General features: G+C 65.0%; 15 protein-coding genes. 3 read left to right on the top strand and 12 right to left on the bottom strand.

The genetic code is table 11. The features are described 5' to 3' along the window. Window positions 1-51: 51 nt before the first annotated feature. Window positions 52-1305, bottom strand: coding sequence for a cytochrome P450 (locus SR870_RS04205; protein ID WP_322516795.1), 1254 nt, complete (start codon window positions 1303-1305; stop codon window positions 52-54). Window positions 1306-1405: 100 nt separating this feature from the next. Next, a complete protein-coding gene (locus SR870_RS04200) occupies window positions 1406-2359 on the bottom strand; it encodes a helix-turn-helix domain-containing protein (protein WP_322516794.1) in 954 nt (317 codons plus the stop codon). Window positions 2360-2504: 145 nt separating this feature from the next. On the opposite strand from SR870_RS04200, the gene SR870_RS04195 reads away from it, so the two are divergent. The 3 genes from SR870_RS04195 to SR870_RS04185 all read left to right on the top strand — a co-directional run bounded on the left by SR870_RS04195 (window position 2505) and on the right by SR870_RS04185 (window position 6122). Continuing rightward, a complete protein-coding gene (locus SR870_RS04195; protein ID WP_322516793.1) occupies window positions 2505-3713 on the top strand; it encodes a CaiB/BaiF CoA-transferase family protein in 1209 nt (402 codons plus the stop codon). Between the two features lie 75 nt (window positions 3714-3788). Continuing rightward, complete coding sequence (locus tag SR870_RS04190; protein WP_322516792.1) at window positions 3789-5024, top strand: ABC transporter substrate-binding protein; 1236 nt, start codon at window positions 3789-3791, stop codon at window positions 5022-5024. Window positions 5025-5147: 123 nt separating this feature from the next. Next, window positions 5148-6122: an NADPH:quinone oxidoreductase family protein gene (locus tag SR870_RS04185; protein WP_322516791.1), complete on the top strand. Its 975-nt coding sequence runs from the start codon at window positions 5148-5150 to the stop codon at window positions 6120-6122. A 435-nt stretch (window positions 6123-6557) separates the two neighbouring features. On the opposite strand, the gene SR870_RS04180 is transcribed toward SR870_RS04185, so the two are convergent. The 10 genes from SR870_RS04180 to SR870_RS04135 form a co-directional block, all read right to left on the bottom strand. After that, window positions 6558-18995, bottom strand: a complete 12438-nt coding sequence (locus SR870_RS04180) for a filamentous haemagglutinin family protein (protein ID WP_322516790.1) — start codon at window positions 18993-18995, stop codon at window positions 6558-6560. A 360-nt stretch (window positions 18996-19355) separates the two neighbouring features. Beyond that, window positions 19356-20348: a FecR family protein gene (locus tag SR870_RS04175; RefSeq protein ID WP_322516789.1), complete on the bottom strand. Its 993-nt coding sequence runs from the start codon at window positions 20346-20348 to the stop codon at window positions 19356-19358. After that, window positions 20332-20931 carry an RNA polymerase sigma factor gene (locus SR870_RS04170; RefSeq protein WP_322516788.1) on the bottom strand — a complete coding sequence of 200 codons (600 nt, stop codon included), beginning with the start codon at window positions 20929-20931 and terminating at the stop codon, window positions 20332-20334. The genes SR870_RS04175 and SR870_RS04170 overlap by 17 nt, the downstream gene beginning before the upstream one ends. A 15-nt stretch (window positions 20932-20946) precedes the next feature. Beyond that, a complete protein-coding gene (locus SR870_RS04165; protein ID WP_322516787.1) occupies window positions 20947-21630 on the bottom strand; it encodes an STN domain-containing protein in 684 nt (227 codons plus the stop codon). Window positions 21631-22149: 519 nt separating this feature from the next. Then, window positions 22150-22578 (bottom strand): hypothetical protein, encoded by a 429-nt coding sequence (locus SR870_RS04160; RefSeq protein ID WP_322516786.1) that lies wholly within the window; start codon window positions 22576-22578, stop codon window positions 22150-22152. Window positions 22579-22664: 86 nt separating this feature from the next. After that, a complete protein-coding gene (locus SR870_RS04155) occupies window positions 22665-23417 on the bottom strand; it encodes a lytic transglycosylase domain-containing protein (RefSeq protein WP_416221124.1) in 753 nt (250 codons plus the stop codon). Window positions 23418-23470: 53 nt separating this feature from the next. After that, window positions 23471-23893: a hypothetical protein gene (locus SR870_RS04150; RefSeq protein WP_322516785.1), complete on the bottom strand. Its 423-nt coding sequence runs from the start codon at window positions 23891-23893 to the stop codon at window positions 23471-23473. 98 nt (window positions 23894-23991) lie between these two features. Next, entirely contained in the window at window positions 23992-24498 is a 507-nt protein-coding gene (locus tag SR870_RS04145; RefSeq protein WP_322516784.1) for a YbjN domain-containing protein, read from the bottom strand. Between the two features lie 56 nt (window positions 24499-24554). After that, a complete protein-coding gene (locus tag SR870_RS04140; protein WP_322516783.1) occupies window positions 24555-25610 on the bottom strand; it encodes a peptidylprolyl isomerase in 1056 nt (351 codons plus the stop codon). Next, complete coding sequence (locus SR870_RS04135; protein WP_322516782.1) at window positions 25607-26200, bottom strand: hypothetical protein; 594 nt, start codon at window positions 26198-26200, stop codon at window positions 25607-25609. The genes SR870_RS04140 and SR870_RS04135 overlap by 4 nt, the downstream gene beginning before the upstream one ends. Window position 26201 lies beyond the last annotated feature (1 nt).

The following is a 26201-nucleotide window of genomic DNA, read 5'->3' as shown; positions in this document are numbered from 1 at the left end:
CCTTGCGTAGCGACGCGCGGCGCCCAGATCCTCGCGCACGCGATGGCGCGATCACGCCTCCGCGCGGTTCTTCATGCGATACCTGATCGGCAGCCGCTTCGGACCGCTGACCAGATTGGCCTCGATCCACGCCGGCTCGCCCGACAGCTCGATCGAGTCCACCTGCGCGAGCAGTTCCTTGAACAGAGCTTTCAGCTCCATCCGTGCAAGGTTAAGTCCGAGGCACTGATGCACGCCGTGTCCGAAGGCGATATGACGGTTGGGTGCACGATCGATCCGAAATGCGAACGGATCGTCGAACACCTCCTCGTCGCGATTGCCGGAGGGAAAGCACAGCATCAACGAATCACCGGCGCGGATTCGCTTGCCGCGAAGCTGATAGTCCTGAGTCGCCGTGCGGAAGAAGTGCTTCACCGGCGAGGTCCAGCGCAGGATCTCTTCGACCGCGGAATTCAGCAGATCCGGCGACTCGCGCAGCCGACGGAGCTCCGCCGGATGCTCGATCAACGCATGCAGCCCACCGGCCATCACCGAGCTCGTCGTATCGTGGCCCGCCGTCGCGATCACTAGATAGTACGACAGGCTCTCGAAGACCCCGATCGACTTGCCGTCGACCGACGCATTGGCGATTACCGAGGCGAGATCGCCCTTCGGGTCCCGGCGACGCTCCTCCGCGATGGCGCCGAAGTAGCGAAAGAACTCCTGGGCCGCGACCTGGCGGTTCTGGATGTCATTGGTCCCTCCGGACAACTCCTTGTCCGACGAGCCCAGCAGCGCCTGCGTCAGCCTGAGCATCTTGACGTCGTCTTCGCGCGGAACGCCGAGGATCGTCATGATGACCCTCAGCGGGTACCAAAGCGCAACGTCATTGACGAAATCGCACCGGCCGCCGCGCTCGCCCATCAGGGCAACGAACTCCCGAGCGAGGCCTTCGATGTCGCGCTCGATCTTGCGCAGGTTCATCGGCATGAACCACGCCTGCGTAATACCGCGATAAGCGCGATGATCGGGCTCGTCCATGTTGACGAGCGTCCTGATGAGTTTGGCGTTGCCGGCGCGCGTTCGCCGGTCCTCCTCCTCGATCGGAATAAGACTAAGGCGCGGATCGTTGATGAATTTGTCGTTCTGGCGTTCGATTTCGAGGATGTCGCTATGCTTTGCGACCGTCCAGAACGGCCGATATCCGGTCGGCTCCGTCCAACGCACAGGGTCATTGCGCCGCAGGCCTGCGAAGACATCGTCGTATTTGCGCGGCGTCCCGTACGTGACAGGATCCACGACCACGTCATCGATCCGCTCGACCATCGTTTCCTCCAAGCGTCTGATTATTTTTGTGACTGTTTAGCACCGGCGCGAAAGGCAAACCTGCCTGGCGGTGCCGAGCACCTGACGCGGAGTGCCAAGTTCACCGAGCCGCGGCATTCCTACTCGCGGTCAAGGTCCATTGCCTGGGCGATTGGCCGTACCGCGCCCGGAACAGCCGGCTGAAATGCGTCGGGTCGACGAAGCCGACCGAATACGACACGCTGGTGATGCTCGCCCCCTCTGGTCGGTGTTGCAGCAATCGCGCAGCTCTCGCGAGGCGCGCTTCTTGAACAAGCCCCATCGGAGTCTGATTGATCTGGCGAAACAGCCGGTACAGCGAGCGGCGCGAGAGCCCGACCGATCGGCCGATATCGTCCGGGCTCAGATTGGGATTACTCAACTGAACCTCGATGGCCTGTCTCACCTGTTCGATTTTCGCAGCCACGAGCATCAAGGCACTTCGTTCGTTGGCGTCGGCGGCCAAACTCGCCTCGACGGCGTCCATCAACAGGATTTCCATCGAAGCTTGAACGCGCGAGCTCGGCCATTCCACGAATCCCAGGGCCTCGACGATCATGGCGAGTGCAACTCGGCTCTCGGGAGACCTCGCCAGGCGCATCCCTCCGATCTGAATGCGCGACCACCGTTCGCCATAGCGATGGGGAACCGCTAGCCCTATCGTTCGACTCGCATCCGGAATCAGGAACGAGGTCGGCAAGGACGCGTCAAAGATCGCCCATTCGCCGGCTCGGAGCTCCGTCGCCTGATCAGCCTGCTTTACGAATGCGCGGCCGTCGCGTTGCAGCAAAATGAAGCAGCTACTGGTCTCGAGCGGATCAATCGAAAGTCCGTACGTGTCATTGGTAGGCCCCAATCCGGACGCCGCGACGCAATTGTCGAGCAACAGTGTGTCGCCCAATCTCTCGAGGCGCCCCCAGAGAGAGAACGACTGTGCCCGTCGCGTGTAGCGGCTCCCGGCGAAATGCGGCGCGATCGCGGAGTGCCAATCCTCGGCCGACGTGAAGCGTCGGTGCGCTGCGGAAATCGGCGACATGCGATCGTAGCCCCTTCGGCTGCTTCGCGGCCATTCTATGAATGGTTGAACCTTTTGGTCAAGGATGGTATTGACGGGCCAAACAAGAACGGCGCCGGCATTGCGGACTACGCAGCTGATCGACCGACCGATGGGGAGAAACAAAGTGAGCGTTGTATTCCAGGGCCTCAAAGTCATTGATGCGGCGACGTTCGTGGCGGGCCCCGCCGCGGCTGTAATCCTCGCGGATTTCGGCGCGGACGTTATCAAGATTGAGCCCACCGGCACCGGCGATCCGCAGCGCCTCCTCGGGCTCCTGCCGAATCTACCTAAGGCGGATCACAACTACGCATGGAGCATCGCCGCGCGCAGCAAGCGGGGGATGGCGTTGAACCTGAAGACGGAAGCCGGCCGCGCGGTTTTGACGCAGCTCGTACGCACCGCCGACGTTTTCATTACCAATCAGTCGCCCGCCTCGCGGAAGCGACTGGAGATCACTTACGAACAGCTTTCGGCCCTCAATCCGCGGCTCGTCTACGCGGCGCTCACGGGCTACGGCGAGACCGGCGCGGACGCCGAGCGGCCAGGCTTCGACGCCAACGCGTTCTGGGCGCGGTCGGGCCTCGCCGATAATGTTCGCCCCGACGTTCGCAGCGCGCCGGCCGCCCCCACTCTCGGCATGGGCGACCAGCCGACCGCCGTCACGCTCTACGCCGCCATCGTCACGGCTTTGCTGCATCGCGAACGCAGCGGACGCGGCAGTTTCGTCACCAGCTCGTTGCTGGCCAACGGCGCGTGGGCCAACGCGGCGTCGATCCAGGCCGTGCTTTGCGGCGGTGAAATCCAGTATCGGCTGCCCCGGAACGAAACACGCAACGCGCTCACCTGCTTCTATCGATGCGCCGATGATCGCTGGTTCATGATCAGCCTGGTTCAAGAAGAGCGCGACTGGTCTCGGTTTTGCGAAGCCATGGGCGTGCCGGAGCTCATCGACGACTCTCGCTTCGCGACGCTGACGCCCAGGCGCGCCAACGCCTCACAGCTTGTCGCCATCCTCGACGACGTATTCGCCAGGAGCGACGCCGCTGAATGGCAGCGGATCTTTCAGGCGGCTGATATCACCGCTTCCGTCGTCGCGCGCGCCGGCGATCTCGTCGACGACGAGCAGATGCATCACGCCGGCGCGTTCGTGGCAGCCAGTTGGATTCCGGGCCAGGGCAAGACCATCGATAGTCCGTTCTGGATCTCTGGCGTGGCCAAGACCGCTCCGCGGCCGGCTCCCGAACCGGGACAGCATAGCCGAATGATCCTCGAAGAGCTCGGATACTCCGCGGACGACATCGCCCGGCTCAAGGAAGCGGGCGCTGTCGGCTGAGCCAAGGGCCCGTCGATCAATCCCTCACTGCAGATCTTTTCACTCATCCCGATCTCTCGAGCCGAAGGAAACTCCATGCCGAGGAAGCATCTGTCGCATGTCGTCGCCGGCGCCCTGGCCGCCGCTATCGCCGCAACCTCGCCCGCCGCCGCCGACAAGAAGTACGATCTTGGCGCGACCGATACCGAGATCAAGATCGGAAACATCGCGCCCTACAGCGGGCCGGCGTCGGCCTACGGCATCATCGGCCGCACCGCAGCGGCTTACTTCCGCAAGGTCAACGACGAGGGAGGCATCAACGGGCGCAAGATCAACTTCATCAGCTACGACGATGCCTTCAGCCCGCCGAAGGCCGTCGAGCAGGCGCGCAAGCTCGTCGAGAGCGACGAGGTCCTGTTCGTTTATCAGACTGTCGGCACCCCCTCGAACGCGGCGATTCAGAAATTTCTGAATGCCCGCAAGGTGCCGCAGCTCTTTGTCGCCAGCAACGCGACTCGCTGGGGCGATCCGCAACAGTTTCCGTGGACGATGGGCTGGCAGCCCAATTTTCAGAGCGAGGGCCGCGCCTACGCCAAGTACATCCTCAAGCACTATCCGAACAGCAAGATTGCCGTGCTCTGGCAGAACGACGATGGAGGAAAGGACCAGCTCAAGGGCTTGCGCGATGGCCTCGCCGACAAAGCCTCGATGATCGTCGCCGACGCCTCGTTCGAGTTGTCCGAGCCGACCATCGATGCCCACCTTGCCCGCCTGAAGAGCTCCCGCGCAGATATCTTCGTGGCCTGGAGCACGCCGAAGGCAAGCGCGCAGGCGATTCGTAAACTCGCCGAGCTCGACTGGAAGCCCATTTTCTTTCTGGGATCGGTCTCGAGTTCGGTCGCAAGCGTGCTTCGCCCGGCCGGGCTGGAGAACGCCAAGGGCATCATCTCGAACGCTTATCTGAAAGATCCTGCGGATCCGGCGTGGGGTGATGACCCTGAAATCAAGCACTGGAACGCGTTTATGGACAAGTATCTGCCCGACGGCGACAAGGCGGACCGAGTGAGCGTCTACGGCTACGCGGTGGCGGCGACTATGGTCGAGGTCCTCAAACGCTGCGGCGACGATCTCACGCGGGAGAACGTGATGCGGCAGGCGGCGACCATAAAGGACCTCACTGTTCCGATGCTGCTTCCCGGCATCAAGATCAACACGTCTTCACGAGATTATTTCCCCGTCGAGCAGATGCAACTCATACGTTTCGATGGCCAGCGCTGGCAACCCCTTGGCGAACTGGTCGACGCGGAAGTGGGAAGCAGCAACGCCAACTGAGCAGTGAACAGGCTGCACGGCATCCACGAGTTGGGCGATTATGCGATTTGGATTACAAGCCGGGAATCAGCGCTCACCGGTGCAGCGGACCGGCCAGGAATGCGAATTGGAGAGGGAACCACAATGAGAGCGGTCGTCGTCGAGAATTATACGGCCATCGATCAGATCGTGTTGAAGGACGTCCCGATTCCAGATCTCTCGCCAGGTTCGGTGCGGGTGCGCGTGCGCGCGGTCGGGATCGGCTTCGTCGACGGCCTCAAAGTCCAGGGCCTCTATCAGACCAAGGATCCGTTGCCGTTCATCCCAGGCACCGAATTCGCCGGCGAAGTGGAGGCGGTCGCGGACGGCGTGACCGGCTACGTGCCCGGCACACGGGTGATGGGAATGCTGCGCTCCGGAGCGCTCGCCGAATTTGTCGTCGTTCCACCCGAGGCCCTGCGCCGCCTTCCAGACGGCGTCTCCGCCGAGGCGGGCGCGTCGTTCCGAGCGAACTATCTCACCGCGCACTATTCGCTCACCGAACGAGCCAGTCTACGGGCCGGCGAGCAATTGCTCGTGCTCGGCGCGGCTGGCGGCGTCGGGACGGCGGCGATCCAGCTCGGCAAGATTCTCGACGCCCGCGTCATCGCCGCAGCGTCCACCGAGGAAAAGCGTCGCTTCGCCCTGGACCTCGGTGCCGATGCGGCCATCGACTACACGCGCGCGGATTGGCGCGACGAGCTCAAGACGCTCACCGACGGCCACGGCTGCGACGTGATCGTCGATCCGGTCGGCGGCCCGGTCTCGCTCGAGGCGTTCAGATCCATCGCCTGGAAAGGGCGCCACCTCGTGATCGGATTCGCGGCCGGCAGCATTCCCGCGCTTCCTTTCAACCTGCCGCTCCTGAAGGGCGCGCAGCTGATGGGCGTCGATCTCGCGCAGGTACCCCGGCGCGAGCCGGAGGCCTATCAGCGCGTCACAGGCGATCTGTTCCGGCTGCTGAGCGCGGGACAGCTGCAGCCGGCTGTCGGTCAGGTCTTCGACCTCACGGATTTCCGCGACGCCTTCAAGACGCTGTCGGGCCGCCAGGCGCTGGGTAAGGTAGTCGTGAGAGTCTGAGCATGGTCCCGCCAAAATCAGATGGGCAGCAGTACTTCGAAGATTATGCGGTGAGCCCAGCAGCGCCTACATCACCCTGAACAATTGATGTCGTCTTCGCACGAAACGCCGAGGATCTTCATTAGGACCGCAATGAGCACCCACGAAGCGCTGCGAACGCTAGTGAAGCAAACCAGTGAAAGGCCGATGAGGTCCCGCGATCCCTCGTCAAGGAGATCGTGCTGACCCCCGAAGACAATCGAGTTTAAATCGACCTCCGAGGCAGTCTCGCCGGATCACTGTTGTCCACAGCGTGAGACCGCTGCCCAAGCGGGTGATTGTTCGAGCAGCTCCCACGGCATTGCCTGTGCCCGGGTCGTCCACAGCAATCGATACAGACTCCACCGTCGGCAAAGGTCGGCGCGTTCACGCGCTGAGCGACGATTCCCATTCTCCCTATGGCGCATCAAAGTTGCGCCTTTCCGCCTCCGTCAGTTGCTGCCGTTGCGAGGGGGACAACACCCCGGAGCCGATCACCTGCACGGGGCTGGACGGATCCTGCATGCGATCAACGTCGCTGCGGCGATCGCGTCGGCGATTGCCGTCGCTGTCGTCAGGCGTGCCGCCGTCGCCACCGCCGCCATAGCCCAGGAATTCGACAATGATCACCGATGGGCGATCATTGTTCGTCTGCGCCGGCGCCGCTGTCTGCTGCGTGGCGGCGGTCGCGTTCGATGCCACCAAGCCGGCGCCGATGCTCGGCGGCTGCACGGTCGGTATCCCCGCTGCCGTTCCCTGCACCTGAATGTTGGCGGCGTTGACGATCTGCAGCGCGGCCAAGTTGATATTGCCGGAGACGCGGATGCCGGCTTCACCCGCGTCGATGGTGCCGAGCGGAGCGATCAGGTCGATGTCGCCGGCTGGTTTCTCCGGGATCGGCCTGAGCGTCGCGATGCCGGCGCCGGCGGATGGCACCTGCGGCGACAGCGTGACGTTGCCATAGATGTCGTAGACCCGCTTCGGCGGCGTGTAGACAACCGTGGTCTTCGAGCCGCGACCGGCGTTGATGTCGCCCGTCGCAGTCCAGGCGATGATGTTGCCGCCGAAGGTGGTCATGATGCGCGACAGGCCGAGCAGCACGCTGCCCTTGGCATAGACCTGGATGTCGCCGGATCCTTGCGTCACCAGGCCGGCCGTCGAAGGCGGCGCGACACCTTCGACACCGACCACAAGTCTGCCGCCCGGCGTCAACATCTGGATGTCGCCGCCGAACAGCGTCTGCACGCCGGAGCCGCCGAACATGGTGATGTCGCCCGATGCTGCTGCAGCATCCGGGAACAGCGCCGCGATTGCCGCGCGACCGCGCAGATAGCTACCATGGCGCGGGCTGGTGGCGTCGTTGTATTCGCGGCCACCGGCGGTCAGCTCGGCGAAATAGACCTTACGCAGGAATATGGCCTGTTGCTCGGACGTCAGATCGGCAAACTTCGCGCGGGCCTCGCCAACCGTCTTGGTGACCTCCTCTGGCGACAGTTTGGCAAACCTGGTGCCGACCTCCTCAACGTCTTTAGCGCTGAAGTTGCGATCTTGGAGCCAGGCGACCAACTCCTTCTCGTAGGTCTTGGCGACCTTGCCGGAGCCATCGAGCGGCGTCCCCTTCGGCAGCAGATTGGCCGGATCGAGATAGCGCAGCAGCGCCTGGTAGTCCGGCTCTGTCGCGCCGATCCCGGCCAGCATCGTGATGGAAGCGCCTGGACGCAGATCACCAGCGATCGGCTGACCGACCGACACGACGCCCGCTTTGTTGTCCATCTGGATATTGCGGCCTGCGGTGATCTGCAGTGTGCCGGGACCGGCAATATTGAAGCTGCTGTAGATGATGTCGTGCCCGGCCTGCACCAGCGACACGTCGGTCTCGTCGTTGTGCACGAACAGGTTGCCGGTCGAGGAGAAGTAGGTGTCGTATCCCGCCCCCAGCCCGTCCTCGGTGGTCCCGATCGCGGTGCCGCTGCCGACGATGTCGCGGCCGGCCATCATCCGCACCGGGCCTGCGCCCTGATACCAGACCTGCCCGGCCCGCGTCGGATCGTTGGCGGCGAAGGTCACGATGCGGCCGCTGCTGACGCCGACCAGATCGCCATTGACGGCGTAGAACCGCGCCGGATCGAGGGCGCCCCACTCCGCCGTCGCGGTGTTGGGCCCGAAGGCGAACAGCGGATAGATGCCCTGGCTCCACTCGGCCACATTTCCCATCGCCGACAGATTGCTGAATGCAGTGGTGCCGGTCTGATCGGTCACGGTGAAGGCCGGACGGACCGGCGTCGCCAGCGATCCCGCAGAGGCGCTGGTCCGCGCGACCGTGTAGCCGCCCGCATAGATCGATCCCGACGCCAGGAATTCGAGCTTGCTGTTGGCCGAGGGCGCCAGCAGCAGCGGCGCGTAAACGGCCGAGATCAGGGCGGAGCGATCGGAGATCGCATTGCCATAGTAGAAGCTGCCGCCGGCCGCGACGGCGGTGAGGATCGATGGATACATCATCGCCGAGTCGGTGGAGGGCAGTTGGGTCCCGAGGCTGATCGGCACCAGATCGCCGCCTGCAGAGAACAGGTTGATGGCGCTGTGGTCGGTCCATAGCGAGAACCAGGTTTTGCCGCCGGCCGCGCCGTCGCGCGCATAGGCTGGACCATAGGGTGCATCGATCATCGTGGTGACGCGGCCGGGATCGCTGGCGCCGGACACAACCAGGTCGCTGCCGCTGTTCAGCGTAAAGGTCGAATCGCCGGGTGCCAGCGCCAACCCGCCGAAGGCCAACGCCCGCGACGCATTGAATACGTCAAAGGCCCGGCTTTCGCGCGGCGACTGGTCGATCGACTGGACGCCATAGGTCGGGCTCACCATGCCCAGCGAGGCTGCGGCGATGCTGGTGTCGCCGCGCAAATTGGTGACGGTGCCGTTGAAGCTGGCGTCCTTGTACAGCGAGGCCGGGTTGAGCTTGCCGCCGACCCGCAGATCGAGGTCGCCGCCGCCGGTCAGCGTCAGGCTGCCATCGGCGCCGAGCCGGCCGGTGCTGCCGACGGCCAGCACGAGACCCTGGGTGCGCTGGTTGCTGATCTGATCCTGCGCGCTTACGCCATCCGATGCGACGACGTTGCTGCCCATCAGCGTGACGATACCGGCATTGCCGCCGACATCGACGCGGAGATCACCGCCGCCCAGCGTGCCGAAACCGGTGAATCCGACCAACGTGTCGGCCCGGCCATTCCGCGCGACGTAACTGCCGAAATTGATCCACCAGGCGGTGGCCTGATCGGCCCCGCCGCCGAGCGTCGTGCCGGTGCCCTGCCGCCACAGCCAGTTGCCGATGGAAGCACTGTTGTAACCGACATCGGTCGGATTGGGCCGACCAACGCCGCCCGTGTAGACTGGCAAGGTCATCAGATTGCCGGTCAGATCGCCGCCGGCCTTGATGGTGAGATTGCCGCCACCGGTCGGATACCAGGCGCGCGCCAGGCTGTCCGTCCCGCCGTCGACGAATTTATCGTAGCCTTTATTGGCGTCGCCAAGCACCGTGCCCGACGCGGTCTTGGCCCGCGGCAGATTGTAGGGATCGCTGGCGCTGGTCGTCGTGGACGACGTGCCGGCGGTGTAGACGCCGAACAGCGAGTTCATTTGCAGGCTGCGCGCCGAGAGCAGATCGAGATCGGCGGCACCGGTGCGGACCACGCTGAAGCGCGTGCTGCCGGGGAGCAAGTCGAACGTGTCCTTGGCCGTGTTCAGGCAGTAGGAGGGCGTGCCGGCGCACAGGGAATCGACGGTGAGGCCGGGGATCAAACTGTCCAGAAATTGGTCGGTGATCAGCGTGCCGGCGACGATGCCGGGGATTCCTTGAGACTCGAGGTCGTCGGCTGCGTACTGGGTCCAGGTAAAGACCGGCTTGACCGCGCACCAGCCGGGAAAATCGGTGCACATGCCGATATAGCCGATCGCGGCCTCGTCGACCGGCGCCCCCACAAAAATCGATGTGTTACTGGGATCGCCCCAGTTATCGACGCCTTCCTGCGTCCAGACCAGGGTGCCCCCCGGCTTGGACTTGCCGTAGAGGCCATAGTGATGGTCGGCCAATCGCAGATCACCATGGGCCGCATGCGGATCGGTCAGCCGGCTGTCCGCCGCCTTGGTGTCGGCGCCTGCGACCAGCCGCACCGACCACGACTGCGAACCTTCCGGCAGCATCTTGGCCAGCGCCCAGAGTTTGCCGGCGGCCCCGGGCCGCAAATCCACCGAGGTGGCGTTGTTTGGAAGTTTGATATCGGTCCCGGCCGGCAGCAAAGCGCCCAGCGGCAGCGCGAGATCGCCGTTCAGTATGCCCGGTATCGGCAGCGCGACACCCTTCGGCCAGATCAGCGCCGCCAGCGACGCGGAGTCCGGCAGCTTCATGCCCGCGTCGAACTTTGTGCCGGCCGGCAGCGTGACGGGCGCGCTGACGATCGAGCCGGCCGCAAACAGCAGGTTGCCGGACGCATCGCGCACATTGGCACTCAGCACAGTTCCTGCGGCCAGATTCATAGGCGTGCTCAATGAGCTCGCCGTCGGGATCACCGTGCCCGCACCGAAAGTCGCCGCTTGCATCGGCAGATCGAAATTCAACGCCTTGCCGCTGATGAATGTGGTGCCGGTGGCGAGCACCACGCCGGTGCGCGGAATGGTGATATCGCCGCCGGTGAACTCCTTGCCGGGCAGCAGCAGCCAGCCAGTGTCATCCTGCGTCGCCGGCGGCGTGGTGAAGCCGTCGCTGATGCTGCCATAGATATTGAGGTCGCCGCCGGCGCGCAGCGTCAGCGCGGCCGCTTCGCCAGATCCGTCTCCGGCGATGCCGGTGAACTGCGAATGCGGGTTGAGGCTGGCATAGCGGTAGCCGGACAAGTCGAGATCGCCCTGCACGACGAGATCGCCGTCCGCCGTCTTGCTGACCACCTCGACGCCCGGCCGCAGATGGAAGACGTCGCGATAGGTCGCATTGTTGAGCCCGGCGAGCTTGCCGTTGACCAGCGCGTCATTGACGCGCGCCGCATTGATGAAGTCGGTGCTCTCGTCGTGACGGTTTTTCAGCCAGGCCTGATCGATGTACTGATAGCGTCGACCATTGGCCGCAGGATCCGGCGCGTATGGCGCGTCGTCGTAGCTCCGCATCGCATTGACGGCGATCGAACGCGCGCCCTGGATGTTCGGCATGCCGCTGACATCGATATCGATGTCGCCATAAGCCACGGCATCGAGGTCGGTGACGTTGCCGCTGCTGCCGATCCGCGGCGCATTGAGCTCCAGCGTGCCACGGGCGCGACCGTCGTTCTGGCCCGCCGCCGAACCCACGGAAGCGCTGGTGCCGTGGCGCAGGTCGATGCGGGCGCCCTGCGCCAGCGTGAGCCGGCCGTTGCCCGAACTTAGTTCGACGATGGCCCGGTTCGGGCTGTCGATAATCTTGCCGTAGCTGTCGACGCGCAGCACCGTGCCGTGGGCATCGAGCACCGCCGATCCCGTCAGCGTCAGGCCGTTCTTCGCGGCAAGCCGAATGGTGCCGACGCTTTCGCCGCTGGCATCGATGGTGCCGGCCACCGTGAGCACGCCGTTGTCGAGCGAGACGTTGATCTCGTTGGCCTTAAGTTCGTTGCCGATGGTGAGGTCGCCCTGCTTGATCTGGAAGCTGCGCGCACCAAAGACGCCGCCGGCATTGAGCCGCGCATTGAGCGCGGCAAAATCGCCGAGAGTCTGCGCGCGCACAATGGCGCTGCCGGCGCGATACGGCACCAGCGTGCCGCCGGCGTCATAGCGCCCCTCGGTAGTGCCGAGGATCGCGCCCTGCAGATCGACCGTGCCCGCCGCGGCATCGAGCGCGATCGCGGTGAGGCTGCCGGCATTGTTGAAGCGCGCCGACAGGTCGATCACCGAGCCCGCCGCCTGGCGGATGTTGCCGTTGCTGCTGTCGAGCGTGACGTCGCCGCCCCAGCTGTATTTCCTGACATCGTTGAACACCACCTCGCGGCCGCTCATGTCGATCCGCGACGCCCCGGTCAGGGAAATGTCATTGGTCGCTTTCAGCGTCAGCTTGCCGCTCGGCAATACGATCGCGGTGTCGAGCGCGATGCTGTCGCCCTTCAACGTCAGCTGCGCGCCCAGCGTGTCGGTGGCGACCACGCCGGGCGTGCCCGCGCCGAGCAACCGCAGCGCGCCGCCTGCGGTAATGCTGTTGACCGAGCCGCCCTCGCCGGTCACCAAAGGCGCCGCGATGGTGAGGTTGCCGCCGCTATAGCTGTAGCCCTGGCCGGCGACATAAGCGCCGCGCGACTGATAGACCGACAGGTTGCCCTGCTGGTTGGCGCTGACGCGGTCGGTCGCCGACAGATTGACATTGGCGAAGCCGAGCGCCAGCCGGCCATCGACATCATTTCCGGTCGGGCGCGAATTGGCGCCGTAACCGAACACGATGCGCTCGGCATCGATGTTCAGCGTGCCGCTGCCGGTGCCCGCGCCCCCCGCGACCAGTTCGCCCGGCGCCAGCGTCGATCCGCGCCAGATGAAGTTGCCGGTGCGGATGGTGGCGACGTCGCCGGCATTGCCGGCGCCGTAGATAGCCGGCGTGCCCAGCACCAGATTGGCCAGCGTCGATTTGCCGGTCGCGGGATCGACGGTGTCCAGCGTGACGCTGCCGAAGATGTTGACGGCATTGGACGCCGACAGCGTCAGCGTCTCGAGCCCGGGCGCGCCGTAGCGGGTATCGCCGCGCAGCAGGCGGTCGAGCAGCGCCTGGTTCATCGACAGCCCGCTCGGCAGGATGTTGCGCGCCGCGGCGACGTTCAACACCGCGCTGTCGCCGAGATTGATCCGGCTCACCGACAGTGTGAGATTGCGGGTGCCGTAGGCCACGGTATCGTTCATCTGGAACTGGTTCGGCGTCACCAGCGCGATGGTGCCTTCGGAATAGATTTCGGTCTGACCGCTGCAATTGCCGCTGTCACAGACGCCGATGCGGACGCCGCTGGCCGTGACGGCATTCGCCGCAGCGCTGTTCGGCGCCAGAATGAGAATGCCGTTGGAGACCATCACCTGGTTTCCGGTGGCGGCATAGACATAGCCGTCGCGCGAATCGTAGGCCGCATCGCCCTTACCAATGGTGTTGATATGGGCGCCCTGCTCGATGACGATGCCGCTTCCGGTTCGAGTGTTGTTGCTGTTGGCCATCAGGAAGACTTCGGGCGCCGCCAGCAGCGAACCCGGACGCAGATAGATAAATTGCGTGGAGTCGGCGCTATCGACCAGCCGGCCGCCCTGCCCGTAAGTGATATACTGAATGCCGCCGACCACGATGCGCGACGCGCCGAGCGCATTGAGCATCGATGAATCGATCGACAATCCGGCAAAGCCGGCCGTTGCGGTGCCGCCTTCGGCCACGATCTCGATATCGGAGCCGCCGCCGGAATTCGTCGCGACCATCACGGCGCCGCCATAGCCGCCCCTGGCCGCATCGAACCGCGCCGTGCCGTTGAACCGCAGCGCATCGATCCCGGCGCCGGGATTGAGGTTCAGCAGCAGGCTGCGCGCATCGATCGGCAACATTGCCCGCGGCACGCCGCGCTTGACGGCATCGGCAACCACATAATTGGCGAAGCTGGTTTCGTTGTAGGTCGAATAGCTGCGCAGCACGGCGCCGGGCGTCACCACGATCTGGCTGGGGAGACTGTCTTTGATCGTCGTATTGGCAATGCCGAGCTGACCCGAGGCGAGATAGGAGCCGTTGCCGAGCGCATTGGCGCCGGCGACGACGACGCGCGATTGCTGCGCGCCGATCTCGATGCGGAACGCACCGGGCAACAGCGCATAGGTTGCGGGCATAAGCGTATAGGTGCCGGCCGGCAGCCCGGGCACGCTACCGTCCAGCGTGATCTGGCGCCCGAGGCGCGGATCGTTCGCGGCATTTTCGGACCCCACCGGGGCGTAGTTGCCCTTGAAGCCCGGCACGATCGCATAGACCGTATTGCCGGGCGCGCTGAATCTGTTGGCGGGATTGGCGTTGGCGAACGCCGTCGTCCGAATATCCACCGAGCCACCGCGTCCGGTGATGAAGCCCGCGCCGGTGAGATCGCCGCCGCCGGACAGATCCAGCACCGCGCCGGATTCGACCACCGCGCTCTGCCCGCCCAAAGCGATACCGACTGTCAGCCCGCCGCTGCTGCCCACGAAGCTCGCACCGCCGGCGCCGATCAGCGTCACATCCTTGCCGTTGTAGCTGTAGCTCAGACCATCGATGGTGCCGCCATAGGGCATCATCAGTCCGCGCCCGCTCACCGAGGTCAGACTGCCCGGCAGCAAGGTGACACGGGTGGACTTGTTGTTGTCATAGCCGCCCGCTCCGATCGTCAGCTTACCCAATGGCGCACGAACGACGCCGGCCTGCTCGACCACGGCCGCGGCCAGCGTCAGGTCGCCGAACACCGAATAGGGCACCGCCGGCGCCTCGGCCGAAATTGCCTCGATGCGCAGTGTCTGCGCGGGATCATAGCCGATCACGCCGTTCACGGTGTTTTGCCCGACCTGCACCTGCGCGACGGTGCCCGTCGTCGGATAGACCTGCGTCGCGCGCAAGGTGATGCTGCCGGGACTGAGCAGCGACGTGCTGATCAGACCGCCCATGGGCCGCACGCCCTGCACGAAGCGCAGATCGCCGTCGCTGTGCAGACGGGTCTTGCCGAAGCTCAGATTGACGGTGTCGCGAATGTCGATCAGTTGCGCGGCGACATCGAGCTGAACGTCGTAACGCGTCGGCGCCGCGGTGAAGACCGGCGTGCGCGATTTTTGGGGGTCCGGTTCCTTGTAGACGTAGTTGATCTGGCCGAGCCGGGCATAGGCGGCGGCCAGCGTGATCCGGGCATCCTGCGCGCTGCCGGTCACCGGCATCATCATATCGCTGTAGAGATTCAGGCTCTGCCCGACCCGCAGGCTGACATTGCCATCGAAGCCGATCGCGCTGCTCATCACCGACAGATTGTCGAAGCCGCCGCGCGCGACGGCATCAGCACCGAGCCGCCCGTAACCATAGGCCAGCGCCGAATCCGCCGCGCCGGCTTGAAGTCCGGCGCCCAGCACCGAGTCTCCCTGCCGATCGGCGAGGACGATCTGACGCAACGCCCGATAGGCCGGATCAGCAAGCGGCTGATTGACAGGATCATAGCTCTGCACCCGATATTCCGGCATCTGCAGCGCGACGTTGAGGCTGCCGCCCGCGGCCCCGGCACCGCCGGCGCGCGCCATCATGGTGCCGTCGAGGAACAGGCCGTTGTTGGAGACGAGCGAGATGCTGCCGCCATTGCTGGCGACATCGACGCTGCCGAGGCCGGCAACGTCCAGCGTCGCCGCCGTGCCCGACGCATCGAGCACCGCGCCCGCCCGCACCACGATGAAGTTGTTCGAAGCCGTCGCCTGCCCCAGCGCGGCGTCGATCTCGCCGCCGATCACGATGCTGCCGCCATTGCCGACCTGACCATAGCGTCGGCCGCGCGCGTCGAGCGCCACGACGGCCTGCGCCGCCACGTCGAGCCGGGCGCGCTCGCCGATCCAGATCGAGCGGCTGTTGGTGGTGGCGGCGATCTTGTCGGCTTCGCTCGCGATCAGATCGATAGTCTTGAGCGAGATGCTGCCGCCCGCGGCATGCAGTGTGCCGTCGACCGTCAGTTGGCCGGCACTGCTCAGCGCGATGGACTTGCCGGGATCGACACTGATCGCGGCGTTCTTGCCGACGGTGAGACCGACCGACGGCAGCTCGCTTGCCAGCAACTGGTTGTTGCCGGCCTGCAGTGTCAGGCTGGCCCCGCCGCGCTGCGTCAGTACGCCGGTCGGGCTGTTGGTCGTGTAGACCGGCGGCGTCCAGACTTCGAGGCCTGCCGCCGTTGAACCCGCAAGGCGATAGACCGGCATCGTGACATCCACGACCGCACCCTCGGCAACCGTCACGCCGCGGTTGCCGATGATCGTGTAGGACCCGAAGCCTTTGGAAAAGAAATTCGCAGCCAGCGCCAGGGCTCGGGCGGTGATGTCGGAGGCTGCACCGATCGCCACGCGATCGGTTTGAACGGTCAATCGGCCGCCACCGTTCATGCCATAGCCCCGAACGTCGCCGGCAAGGGTCACGTCTCCCCGCGAACCGACGCCATTCAGATTGGCCCTGAGCATGACAGAGCCGCCCCGGCCGCCCTGAATCTTGCCGTTCGGCAGCATTGCAGCGCCAGACGAAACGTCGATGAGCGCCGTCTCCTCGACCACCACATCCTGGGTCGATTGCAGCGAAACATTGCCGCCATCAAGACGGGCAAGCGCGCTCGGCTCGTATCCGGCGGCACCGAGACTTCGCACACCGCTCAGATCGAGCACCGAACCCGCGCGCACCGTGACGCTCGACGCGCCGTTCGATGTGAGGCTCACGGTGCCGAGGACCGAGGTGGAAAACACATTGGTGGCGCCGATCGAGCCGCCATGCGCAGTGACATCGGCTTTGATGTCGATCACCGCCGCCGTCATGTCGAGTGCGCCGCCATGGGCCAGCGTCAGATCCGCCGTGATCGCGATGGCACCGCGCGTGCCGATCTCGATACGTCCGAGCCCCTGATCGTTGAGGCGGCCCGCATCGAGCCAGACGGTGTTGGTGCGGGCTGCAGGCAGGGCATCAGCCGCACCAAGCCCCGCAGTGACGTCGGCGATATCCCCGATCCGGACGTCGCTGTTGTACAGATTGATTCGCCCGATCGCTGTGTATTGACCGGTCGTCAGCGTACCCGCGAGCGGCACGGCCTTCTGCGATTGCTTGTAGCCATCGACGAAGGCTGCCTCGCGCGCCGCGGTTTGGCGTGCACCGTCGACCACGTCGGCAATGATGTCCGCCTCGAACATTGCGGTCGGCGTCGACAGGATCAGGCGGCCGGCATCGCGACCGACGGTGTAGCCGTCCTCCCATTGCGCGGACCCGAAGCGGCCGCCAGCGTTGGCCCAGGTCTCGGTCAGCGCCGGCGCGATCTGGCCCTGAATGGTATGATAGCGAACGAAGCCGCCGCCGACGGCGACAAACTTCATGTCGGCCGGCGCATTGTCGAAGCTGTAGGTCCGACCATCGGTTCCGATCAGCTGGGTGGAATAGATATTACCACCGGCGTAGCTGACCGAGCCGCCGGAAATGTCGAAGCGTGCGCCTGCCTGCGCCACGACTTCCGGCGCCGCCAGCGTGACCGTGCCGCCGAGCGCTGTCCATTCGCCGATCTTGTGCGCGGTGTTCGAGAGATTGCCACCGACTTCGAGCAGGCCGCCCTTGGTATAGTAGCGATCGGCGGCATAGCCGCCGGTGCCGGCGGGAACCAGCACGAGATCGCGAATGTCGATCCAGACATCCTTGTTGATCAATGCACCGCTATCGCGGTTCACCGGCGAGTCCCTGAGCTCATTGCCCTGAACATTGACCAGCACCTGATTGGCCGACATTGGCAGCAGGACATCACGCGTGCCGGAGACGTCGATGCTCGCGCTCTGTTCGGCGAAGATGCGCTGGCCGGCGCTGGCGGCAACCTGACCGCCTTGCGCGATGGTCTGCGACCGGCTCTGGAAATTCACCACGCCGCCGGTGACGATTTCGATTCGTGATTGGTCCTGCCGGTCGGCCAGCAACGACAGGTTGTCGAACACGCCGGTCGCGCTGCTGGCACGCAGCAGATTGGCCTCCGCCGAAGAGGCGATCAGCGCATCGCGCTGGCTGTTGAGCGCAGTTTCGCTGCTCTCGAGCTCAGGCAGGATGGCAGTGACGCTGGTCGCGCCGAGCGTCACGCTGCCCTGGCGATCGGCCGCCGAATTGAGCAGGTGGATGGTGCCGCGGGTATTGACCGAACTGGTGGCAAGCAATACGCCGCTCTGGGTCAACGTCCGCCCGGCCAGCGTGATGTCGCCCTGCTGAGCGACGATCAATCCGCTGTTGCTGACACGACCGCTGCCGCTTGCCGCGCCGATGACCGGCGAAATCTCGATGCCGCGCGTCGTCGATGCCGCGTTGCCCTGGGTGCCGAAGCCGCGACGCAGGGTGAAACTGTCACCGGCCGCAAGCAAGGTCTGGCCCTTCGGCGTCGATATGCTGCCGGCATTCTCGACCTGCGAGCCGATCATCAGCACATAGCCGCCGCCCAACGTGACCGACGAGGGCGAAGGTGTGCCAATCGTGGCCCCACTCTCGACCACGACCTTGCCGCCGGCGGCAGTGAAGCTCGGCGTATAGGTCGAGCCGCTCAGCGTCGAATAGATGCCGTTGGTCAGGAACTGGCTGTCGGTAATGCCCGCGGTCGCGGCGATCAGCGAGCCGACATTGATCTGGCTGCCGCCGCCGAAAATGATGCCGCTCTGGTTGATCACATAGACCTGGCCGTCGGCCTTGATCTGGCCGAGGATCTGGCTCGGCGCGGTCGCCGACGTGACGCGGTTGAGCGCTACCCACGAACTATTGCCCTGCTGATCGAAGGTCAGCGTCGTCCGGGCTCCGACGTTGAAGCTGTTCCAGTTCAGGATCGCCTGCGCCGAGGTCTGGCGGATGCCGATTTGGGTCTGGCCCGACGCATCGACGCCCCGGGTCGGCGCATTGGCGCCGCGCCAACCCGCCGCTAGGTTCGGATCGAGACCGCCGGCCGTAAGGCCGTTCGGCACATTGACGGGCGCCGTCGCCGAAGTCTGGCTTGCCGCGGCCGCCGCCCGCGCCGCCGACTGCGCGGCCTGCATCGCCTGCAGCGCCTGCGTCGCCCGCGTCAGCGCACCCGCGCTCTGCCGTGCCGCCGCCGCCGCCTGCTGCGCCGCCAGCGTCGCGGCGTCGATCGTGACCATCGGCGCCGATTGTGCGGAGCCAAAGCTGCCGAGCGGACGCGCTGTCGCCACACCATTCGCCAGCAGCAAACTCACCGCGCTCACGGTGACCAGCAACGCGCCATGGCGCAACGCGCGGTGGTGCGGAGAAAGTTTGGGGGGGGCGGGCGCGTGATCTGGCATCGGACGCTCTTTCGATCGGTTCAATAGTATCTCTGCATCGAAGCGCGATGACGTGAACCAACCATTGGACGAGGCATCGGTCAGGGCCGCACGCGTTCTGATGAGGAGACGAACGCCGAGCGCCTCGGACCGCCAATAAAAATGGTGAAACATTTGTGACGCGCGACGGCACCCGATCAGCGATGTCGGATCAGGACGTCAGCTCAGGAAAACCACGCCGCCGGGCAGCGCCCTGACCTTCAGGCCAAACAAATGTGCCAGTTTCGGCACCACCTCGTCGATCCGGTCGAGCCGGAAGGTGGCGTCGAGCGGCAGGCGAGCGACGCGATCGCTGGTCAGCACGATGCGACCGCGGCGGTAACGATTGATCTCCGGGATCACCTGCGCCAGCGGCTGGTTCTCGAACACCAGCAGACCTTGGCGCCATGCTCCAACCACGCGGCCATCGGTCGCCGCGAGTACGCCGAGACCCTGCGCGCCGAAGCTGATGTGCTGCCCGGCCTTCAGCTCGGCCGTCTGCTGGCCGCACGCGACGATCAAGCCGCCTTCCAAACAGGTCACCGCGACATCCTGGCCGTCGCGGCGCAGATCGAACATCGCTTGCGTCGCACTGACGCGCCCGCTGCCGGCCACGATGACGAACGGCTGGCCCGGCGCTGTACCCACCTTTCCCGTCGTCACGGCAATCTCGCCGCTGACCAGGTTGAGACCCTGAACGTTCTCGCCGAGGTCCAGTGCCGTGAGGCTGGTCCGCGTATTCATCTCGACTGATACGTTGTCGGCAAAGTCGATCTGGCGGCGCTCTCCGATCTCGGTTCGGTAGTCGGCGTTGAGCTCCGACAAAGACGGCCAGAGTTCGAGCGGCGGGCGCACCGCGAGATAGGCTGCGCCGCCGACCGAGGCAGCGAGTGCGCCACCCATCCAGACCCGCCGTGTCATCAGGGTATTCGCAGGTTTTTGCGGATTCACGATATCGGCCTTGACGACGTTCTTGGCCGCCTGCCGCAACACGTCCCATTGCGCATTCGCAAGTGCGAATGCCCGGCGATGCGCCACGTTCTCGGCACGCCATCGTCCGAGCGCCTCGACATCGCTCCGACCTGCTTCACCCGAACGCAAGCGGATGACCCAGCGCCGCGCCGCGATCATCGGGTCTTCAGTCGGGTCGGGCACGTCAGAATTCGTCGTCATGGTTGCTATCCGTGGCGGGGTTCAACGCCCTGTCCATTGACAAGACGTCTCCCGAAGCACGAACCCGCCTCTTTACCGGCAATTTTTCGAAACGCTTGCTGCAATGCTCGAAGGCGTGGCTCATCTCGCGCTCGACCGAGCGAAGCGAAATACCAAACCGCTTTGCGATCTCCCGATAGGGCAGTTCCTCGATCAGCGCCGCCATAAAGACCGCGCGGCGCCGCTCCGGCAACTCGGCAAGGACCTTCTCCATCGCGGCCATTTCCGACTGCATCAGCACGATATGTTCGGGATCGAGCTGGTCGTCGTCGGAGTACAGCACGGCCTCGAAACTGGCCCTGTCGGACCAACGAACATCGGCTCGGTGGCGGTCCACCGCAACATTGAGCGCGATACGATAGAGATATGATTCCGGCCGCCGAACCACGGCGACTTCATGGATCTGGCCGAGCCGGATCCAGGTCTCGTGCAGCGCTTCGGCCGCGACGTCCGACGAACCGACGCGGCGCGCCAGCCGCCGCTTCAACTCGTCGTAGCGCGAAACCAGCAGCTTGCGCAGCACGTTGAGCCCATTATCGACCATGATGGAGGCTGCCAGCTACCGATTTGCGGCGCGGCGCGGAAGAACTCCTGCCGGGCAGCCCGTGATCGTGCCGGTGTAGCTGGGCGATACGATGACAGCAATCGGCTGCGCCAAAAGCGGCGGCGGCGATGTCCCGACGCTGATCCGCGATATCGCCGCATCGAGGGCGTCATCGCGTGCCCGATCGCCGGTGGTGTCGAGCCGTTTTGCCCGCGTCACCTCACCCGATGGCCCAACCCAGAGCTTGAGCGCCAGTCGATAGCGGCCTGGCAAAGTGCGCTCATCGGCGCAAAGGGCATGTTCGACGGCACGCTGAACATCCGCAAAGTAGCGCTGATCTTCCATCAGAGATGTTGGGGCCGGCGACATCGCGGCGAGTATGACGGTATCCCTGCCGAAATCCCGGGCGACGAGGTTCGAGCCGGCCAATAAGATCGACAAGGCCTCGTGCGGCGGCAACGAGCCTTTGAGATCCGGCGCACGATGGCCGGCCGCCGGCCGCGCATCGACCAACACCTCGATTCCAGTCGCCGCGCTGAAGGCATGAAGCGCTTTTGCCAGCGGCTGAGATGGAATATCGAAACTGACTGACTCTTCCGCTTGGCCAGATCCGGTTGCCAGGGACAGAGCGAACACCAGCGCCAGCGCGCGGCGAGGCCGAACGATCCAGGACGCAACGACTGGCGCATCCGGTGGCAATACTAATCCTCGCTCGCGCCTATTCCTCGGAATGCTGATGCAGTAGGCAGAAAATGTTACACTCGCGTGACGGCCATCAGCACGCGCTTTTCTTGTCGCTCTGGTTGCGCTCACCGAGATCGTTGAGCCGGCACAAAATACCCCGAACAGAACGCGGTGTTTTTAGTATCAGCCCACGGACCTCTATACGTTTCCATGTCGGCCTCTCTCGTTTGAGGGGATCAGGCGCACTCTCCAGAGTGAGTGCCGCCCGCACCCTGCAGCCAGTGCCACGATCGGCGGCGGAGGCGCGGTAGGCACGCCCGTGACCATTCCCTGCGCCGGAAGGTTGAAGGCGTTTGACCGGTGCCGCGATTGGAGTTGTAATCCGCGTTGTCGTAGAAGATGCTCTTTGGCGCCGGCGCTGTACTTGCTGAAACCAAGAGTGCTTTGACGGCCGCTCGCCGCTGCAGCGTCGTGCTGGCGCGCTCGCGATCGGCTCACCGACCGGTCGGACAAGCCACTCGATCCGATACCAGCTCACCGTCCACGCGGAGACGGGAAACTCACATTAGGGCGGAACGGCACGGCCGAGATGCCGAAGTTGCTTCCATACTGCTGCTGCACCGCCGGGATATTTACAGTTCCGACTTTGAGATCAGACGACTTCGCATCGATCGGGGGAATGTTCATCACCGGATTGACCTGATCGACGGTGCGCTTGAGCCGTTGGTTGAGGCAACCGAACGCCCGGTCGGAGCCTATCGGGACGTCGACGCAGCGCTGGGCGCCGCCCGGCCCGCCGGGGCCGCGTCCGACGTTCGAGAGATCGAGCGCAGGCGGTGCGGTGACCGGCGCCGTCGGCAGCAGCGGACTAGGTGGCGGGGTTTCGATCGTGACTGGCGGCAGCCTGTTCGGGCTCGGCGCCTGTGCGACGGCCGATGTCGAAGCGACCGCCAGCGCTGCCATGAGAGCGACCACAGCCGGCACGACAGCCTCTACCCGCCCCGCGCCGCCGCGCGATGTAATCAGGCAACATGTCGCTGTCATCGGCTTCACCTCCCGCTGCGAACCTGCACCACCAACGTATTCAGTCGCGCGTTCAACGCTGCGAGATCAACGCGTCCGACCGTGTTTCCGGCCAGACAACGACGACGGCAGCCGCCGTCGAACCCGGCTCCGCCGCCGCTTGGCGAACCGAAGCTTGCGACCGGGACCTGACCAGTCACCGGAAAGCCCAGCGCAGCGAGCTGGCCGCGCACCGCTACGCAATACTTGACCGAGAGGTGCGAGAATCGTGTCTCGCCGTGTCCCGCCCGATACTTCATTGTCGCCGTGCAGATATCGCCGCCGGCGAGCCGCCAGGCTCGCGCCAGATAGGTCACGCCATATCTGATGTTGGTTTCAGGCACTGCGAGTTCTGCGTTGCTGCCGAGGAAGCCGAGCATCCGGGCCGTCGACGGCATCACCTGCATCAGTCCGATCTCACCGGAGCCTCCGACAGCATCCGGATTGAAGCCGCTCTCGACCGCCATCACCGCTTCGGCAACCGCCGGTGCGAGACCGTGCCGCTCGGCCTCCCGGGCAATCAGCGCCCGAAACGCCGCCGGCGTATTGCTTGCCCTCGTCTGGCTCGAGGGCGCAGCGACCGAGGGCGTCAAACTGGGCGGCGGAGCTTCGGCAGCGGCGAGCCTTGCAGGCGCTGGTTCAGCGCCGACGTCGGACCGTGCAGCCTGCGCGTCGATTGCAGCCGACGGATTAGCCGGCTCGGCGCGCGCCAGACCGAAACCAATGAATGCCCAGAGCAACACAGCGCCGGCACACCGTCGCAGCAAGACCCGAGCCCCGTTCGAGCGCCAGTTCATCGCGACTGCTCCGTCGGCCGTGCCGCCAAGGTGAACTTCATCCGAAGCGGCTGCGGCATCTCGGGCGGCACTGTTTCGTCGACGCCCGCATCACCGATCGCCAGCATCAGATCGCGGCGATCTTCCGCGCTCGACGGACCCTCCAGTTCGGCGCGAGCGACAGCGCCATCCGAATGAACCCATACACGAACGATGACGGTCGGCGATGCGCCGCGCTCGGTGGCGAGGTTCTGCATCGACGTCTGCAAGCGCATCACGGCTTCGCTGTCGGAACTCAGGCACTGCTGAATCCGCTCCTGCAGCCGGCGGCCGAATTCGATCCAGACCGCCGGGACCTGGCGCGTTGAGCCAGGCTCCTTGATCTCGCCGCTCCCATCGGTCCCGGCACGGACACCGGTCGCTGCGGCGACCAGACCCATCGTCAGACCGAGCCATCGTACGATCTTGGATCGCCAGTGGACGCCGCGCCGCATCGCCTGCCCTCGAACGTCCATCGCAATTCCTCGGCCGCGCAGACCTATTGCACCGTCGCCGCGGCCACGTCGCCAGCCCCGGCAGCCGCCGCACCGGCGACTGACTCACCCGGCCGCACCTGTGGCAATGCAGCGATCTCCTCGCGCAGGAAGACGATCAGTTGCTGCACCAGATGATCCCAAATCTCGATCTGGGCGCGCAGATGATCCCGGCTGACTCCGCCGGCGAACAGCAGATCGAGCGACAGCGCGAGGAACGGCCCGCTCGCCTGCAATCGGCCGAACCGGCGCGACGCATTCCAGCGGTTGACCACGGCGAGCGGCAACTCTCCCTGTACCTGGATCACCGCGACCAGAGCGACGTCGGCAAGGCTCTGATCGTCTGGAAGGCGATTGCCGGGACGAATGTCGAAGGCGAGGCCGTTGGTGGCGGAACGCAGATAGGTGACGTTGGCTACCGGGTCGGACACGGTTTCGACGCGATAGCCGGCGGTTTGAAACAGTTCGCGCAGGCCGTCGACATCGAGCCTGCTGATGAGGTTGGCGGACATTGAGTACTCCGGTTCGAGGTGCCGCGACGCGGCGTCGGATGGTCGGCGGACGACGGTTAACGCGTCGCCGAGCTACGCTCGTTCAGCAAACCCGCCAACGCCAGTTCGTTGATCACGGGCGGTTGCTGCTTCAGCAGGTCGGCCAGATAGGCCCGGCGCAGCATCGTCGCGCGTTCGTTGCGGATCTGCTGGACCAGCCCGTCTCGGACCTCCGGCAAAGTGCGCGTATACGGCGCCTTGGTGTCGAGCACCCTGACGATGTGCCAGCCGTCGTCGAGCCTGATCGGATCGGACACGGCGTTCTTCGCCATCTCCATCACCTTTGCGCGGATCTCGGGCCTGATCTGGTTCTCCACCACCCAACCCAACGCGCCGCCATTGGCGTCACCAGCCTCGTTGGCGACGGCCGCAAAATCGCCCCCCGGCGCCTTCAGCTTGCGCTGAATGTCATCCACGCTTTTTCTAGCTTTGTCTTCGGTCGCCTTGTCGGCATCCTTCGGCAGCGCGATGAAGATCTGCGCCAGTTCGAACTGCCGCGGCATCAGGAATGCGGCGCGATTGGCCTCGTAGACCTTCTGTAGATCCTCGTCGCTGGGAAACTTCTCGGGCGGAGACGACACCGTCTGCAGATACAGCTCGACTGCCGCGCTCTCGCGCACACGGTCGAGCTTCTCGGCGATATTCGGCTGCTGATCCCACTTCTTCGCGGCGATCTCCTGCAACACGAGACGATTGGCCAGCATCATTCGCACCGCCTGGCTGAGCAGGCTGGGATCCTGACGCAGCGCCGCACGATCGCGCTCGCCGAGCGCGGCAACGTAGCCGCGGATCTCGTCTGTGGAGATATTCGTGCTGCCGACGCGGGCGATCACGTCGCCGCTCTTGCGCGCGTCGGCATCCTTGTCGACCGCCCTGGTGGTTTTCGACGCGACGCCTTGTGATTGCACGGCTTCCGCAGGCTGCTGCTTGGCCGCGCGCGGTGCGGCGTGAGGCTGTCGTTGCGCAGGCGCCGACGGCGTCGTCGCGGTCTGGGCGGCCGCGACCAACGGAACCAACGTCGCGACGCTGACCAGGGCTGTCCGCCGGATGCAATCGACGATCCTGTTACTCATGGGTTCACCTTCTGATCGAGAAACTTGTCGCCGGTCTCTTGGATGCTGTTCTGGATTTCGACACGTCGCAGTCCGAGTACCGGCTCCTGCGCGACAATTGTGTCACCGATGGTGACACTTTGATAACGCTGCAGAAGATCCTTGCCGGCGGCGACGAGCTGCTTGTTCTTGACGACGCAGCTCTTCGTCGACGCCTTGTAGGCATTGGCCTCGCCTTCGAACTTGGCGCGCGCCGCATCCTTGTCGCGCGCCACCGAGGCGGCCTCCTCGTACGCGACTTTCCATTTCTCCAGCGTTTCGTCGCGCTCCGAGAGCCGGCGATTGAACTCGTCGACGGCTTCCCGATATTGCTTCTTGGCCTCTCTCGTCTCCGCCTTGGCGGCTTCGGCCTGGGATTTCGCCGCGGCCTTTTCCCGCTCGGCGTCGGCGACCTTGGCCTGCAGCACGGCGCGTTGATCTTCGAGTTGGCGCGTTTGCAACGTCGCGGCGCGAAGCGCTTCGCGCAGCTTGTCGGCCTCGACCTCGGCGGACGCGCCGGTCGCCGAACAGGCCAGCACACCGATCGTGAGCATCAGGATCAGAGTCTTCATG

It is taken from the genome of Rhodopseudomonas palustris, from assembly GCF_034479375.1.
GTDB classification, from domain to species: domain Bacteria; phylum Pseudomonadota; class Alphaproteobacteria; order Rhizobiales; family Xanthobacteraceae; genus Rhodopseudomonas; species Rhodopseudomonas palustris_M.
This window is presented reverse-complemented; position numbering and strand designations above follow the sequence as displayed.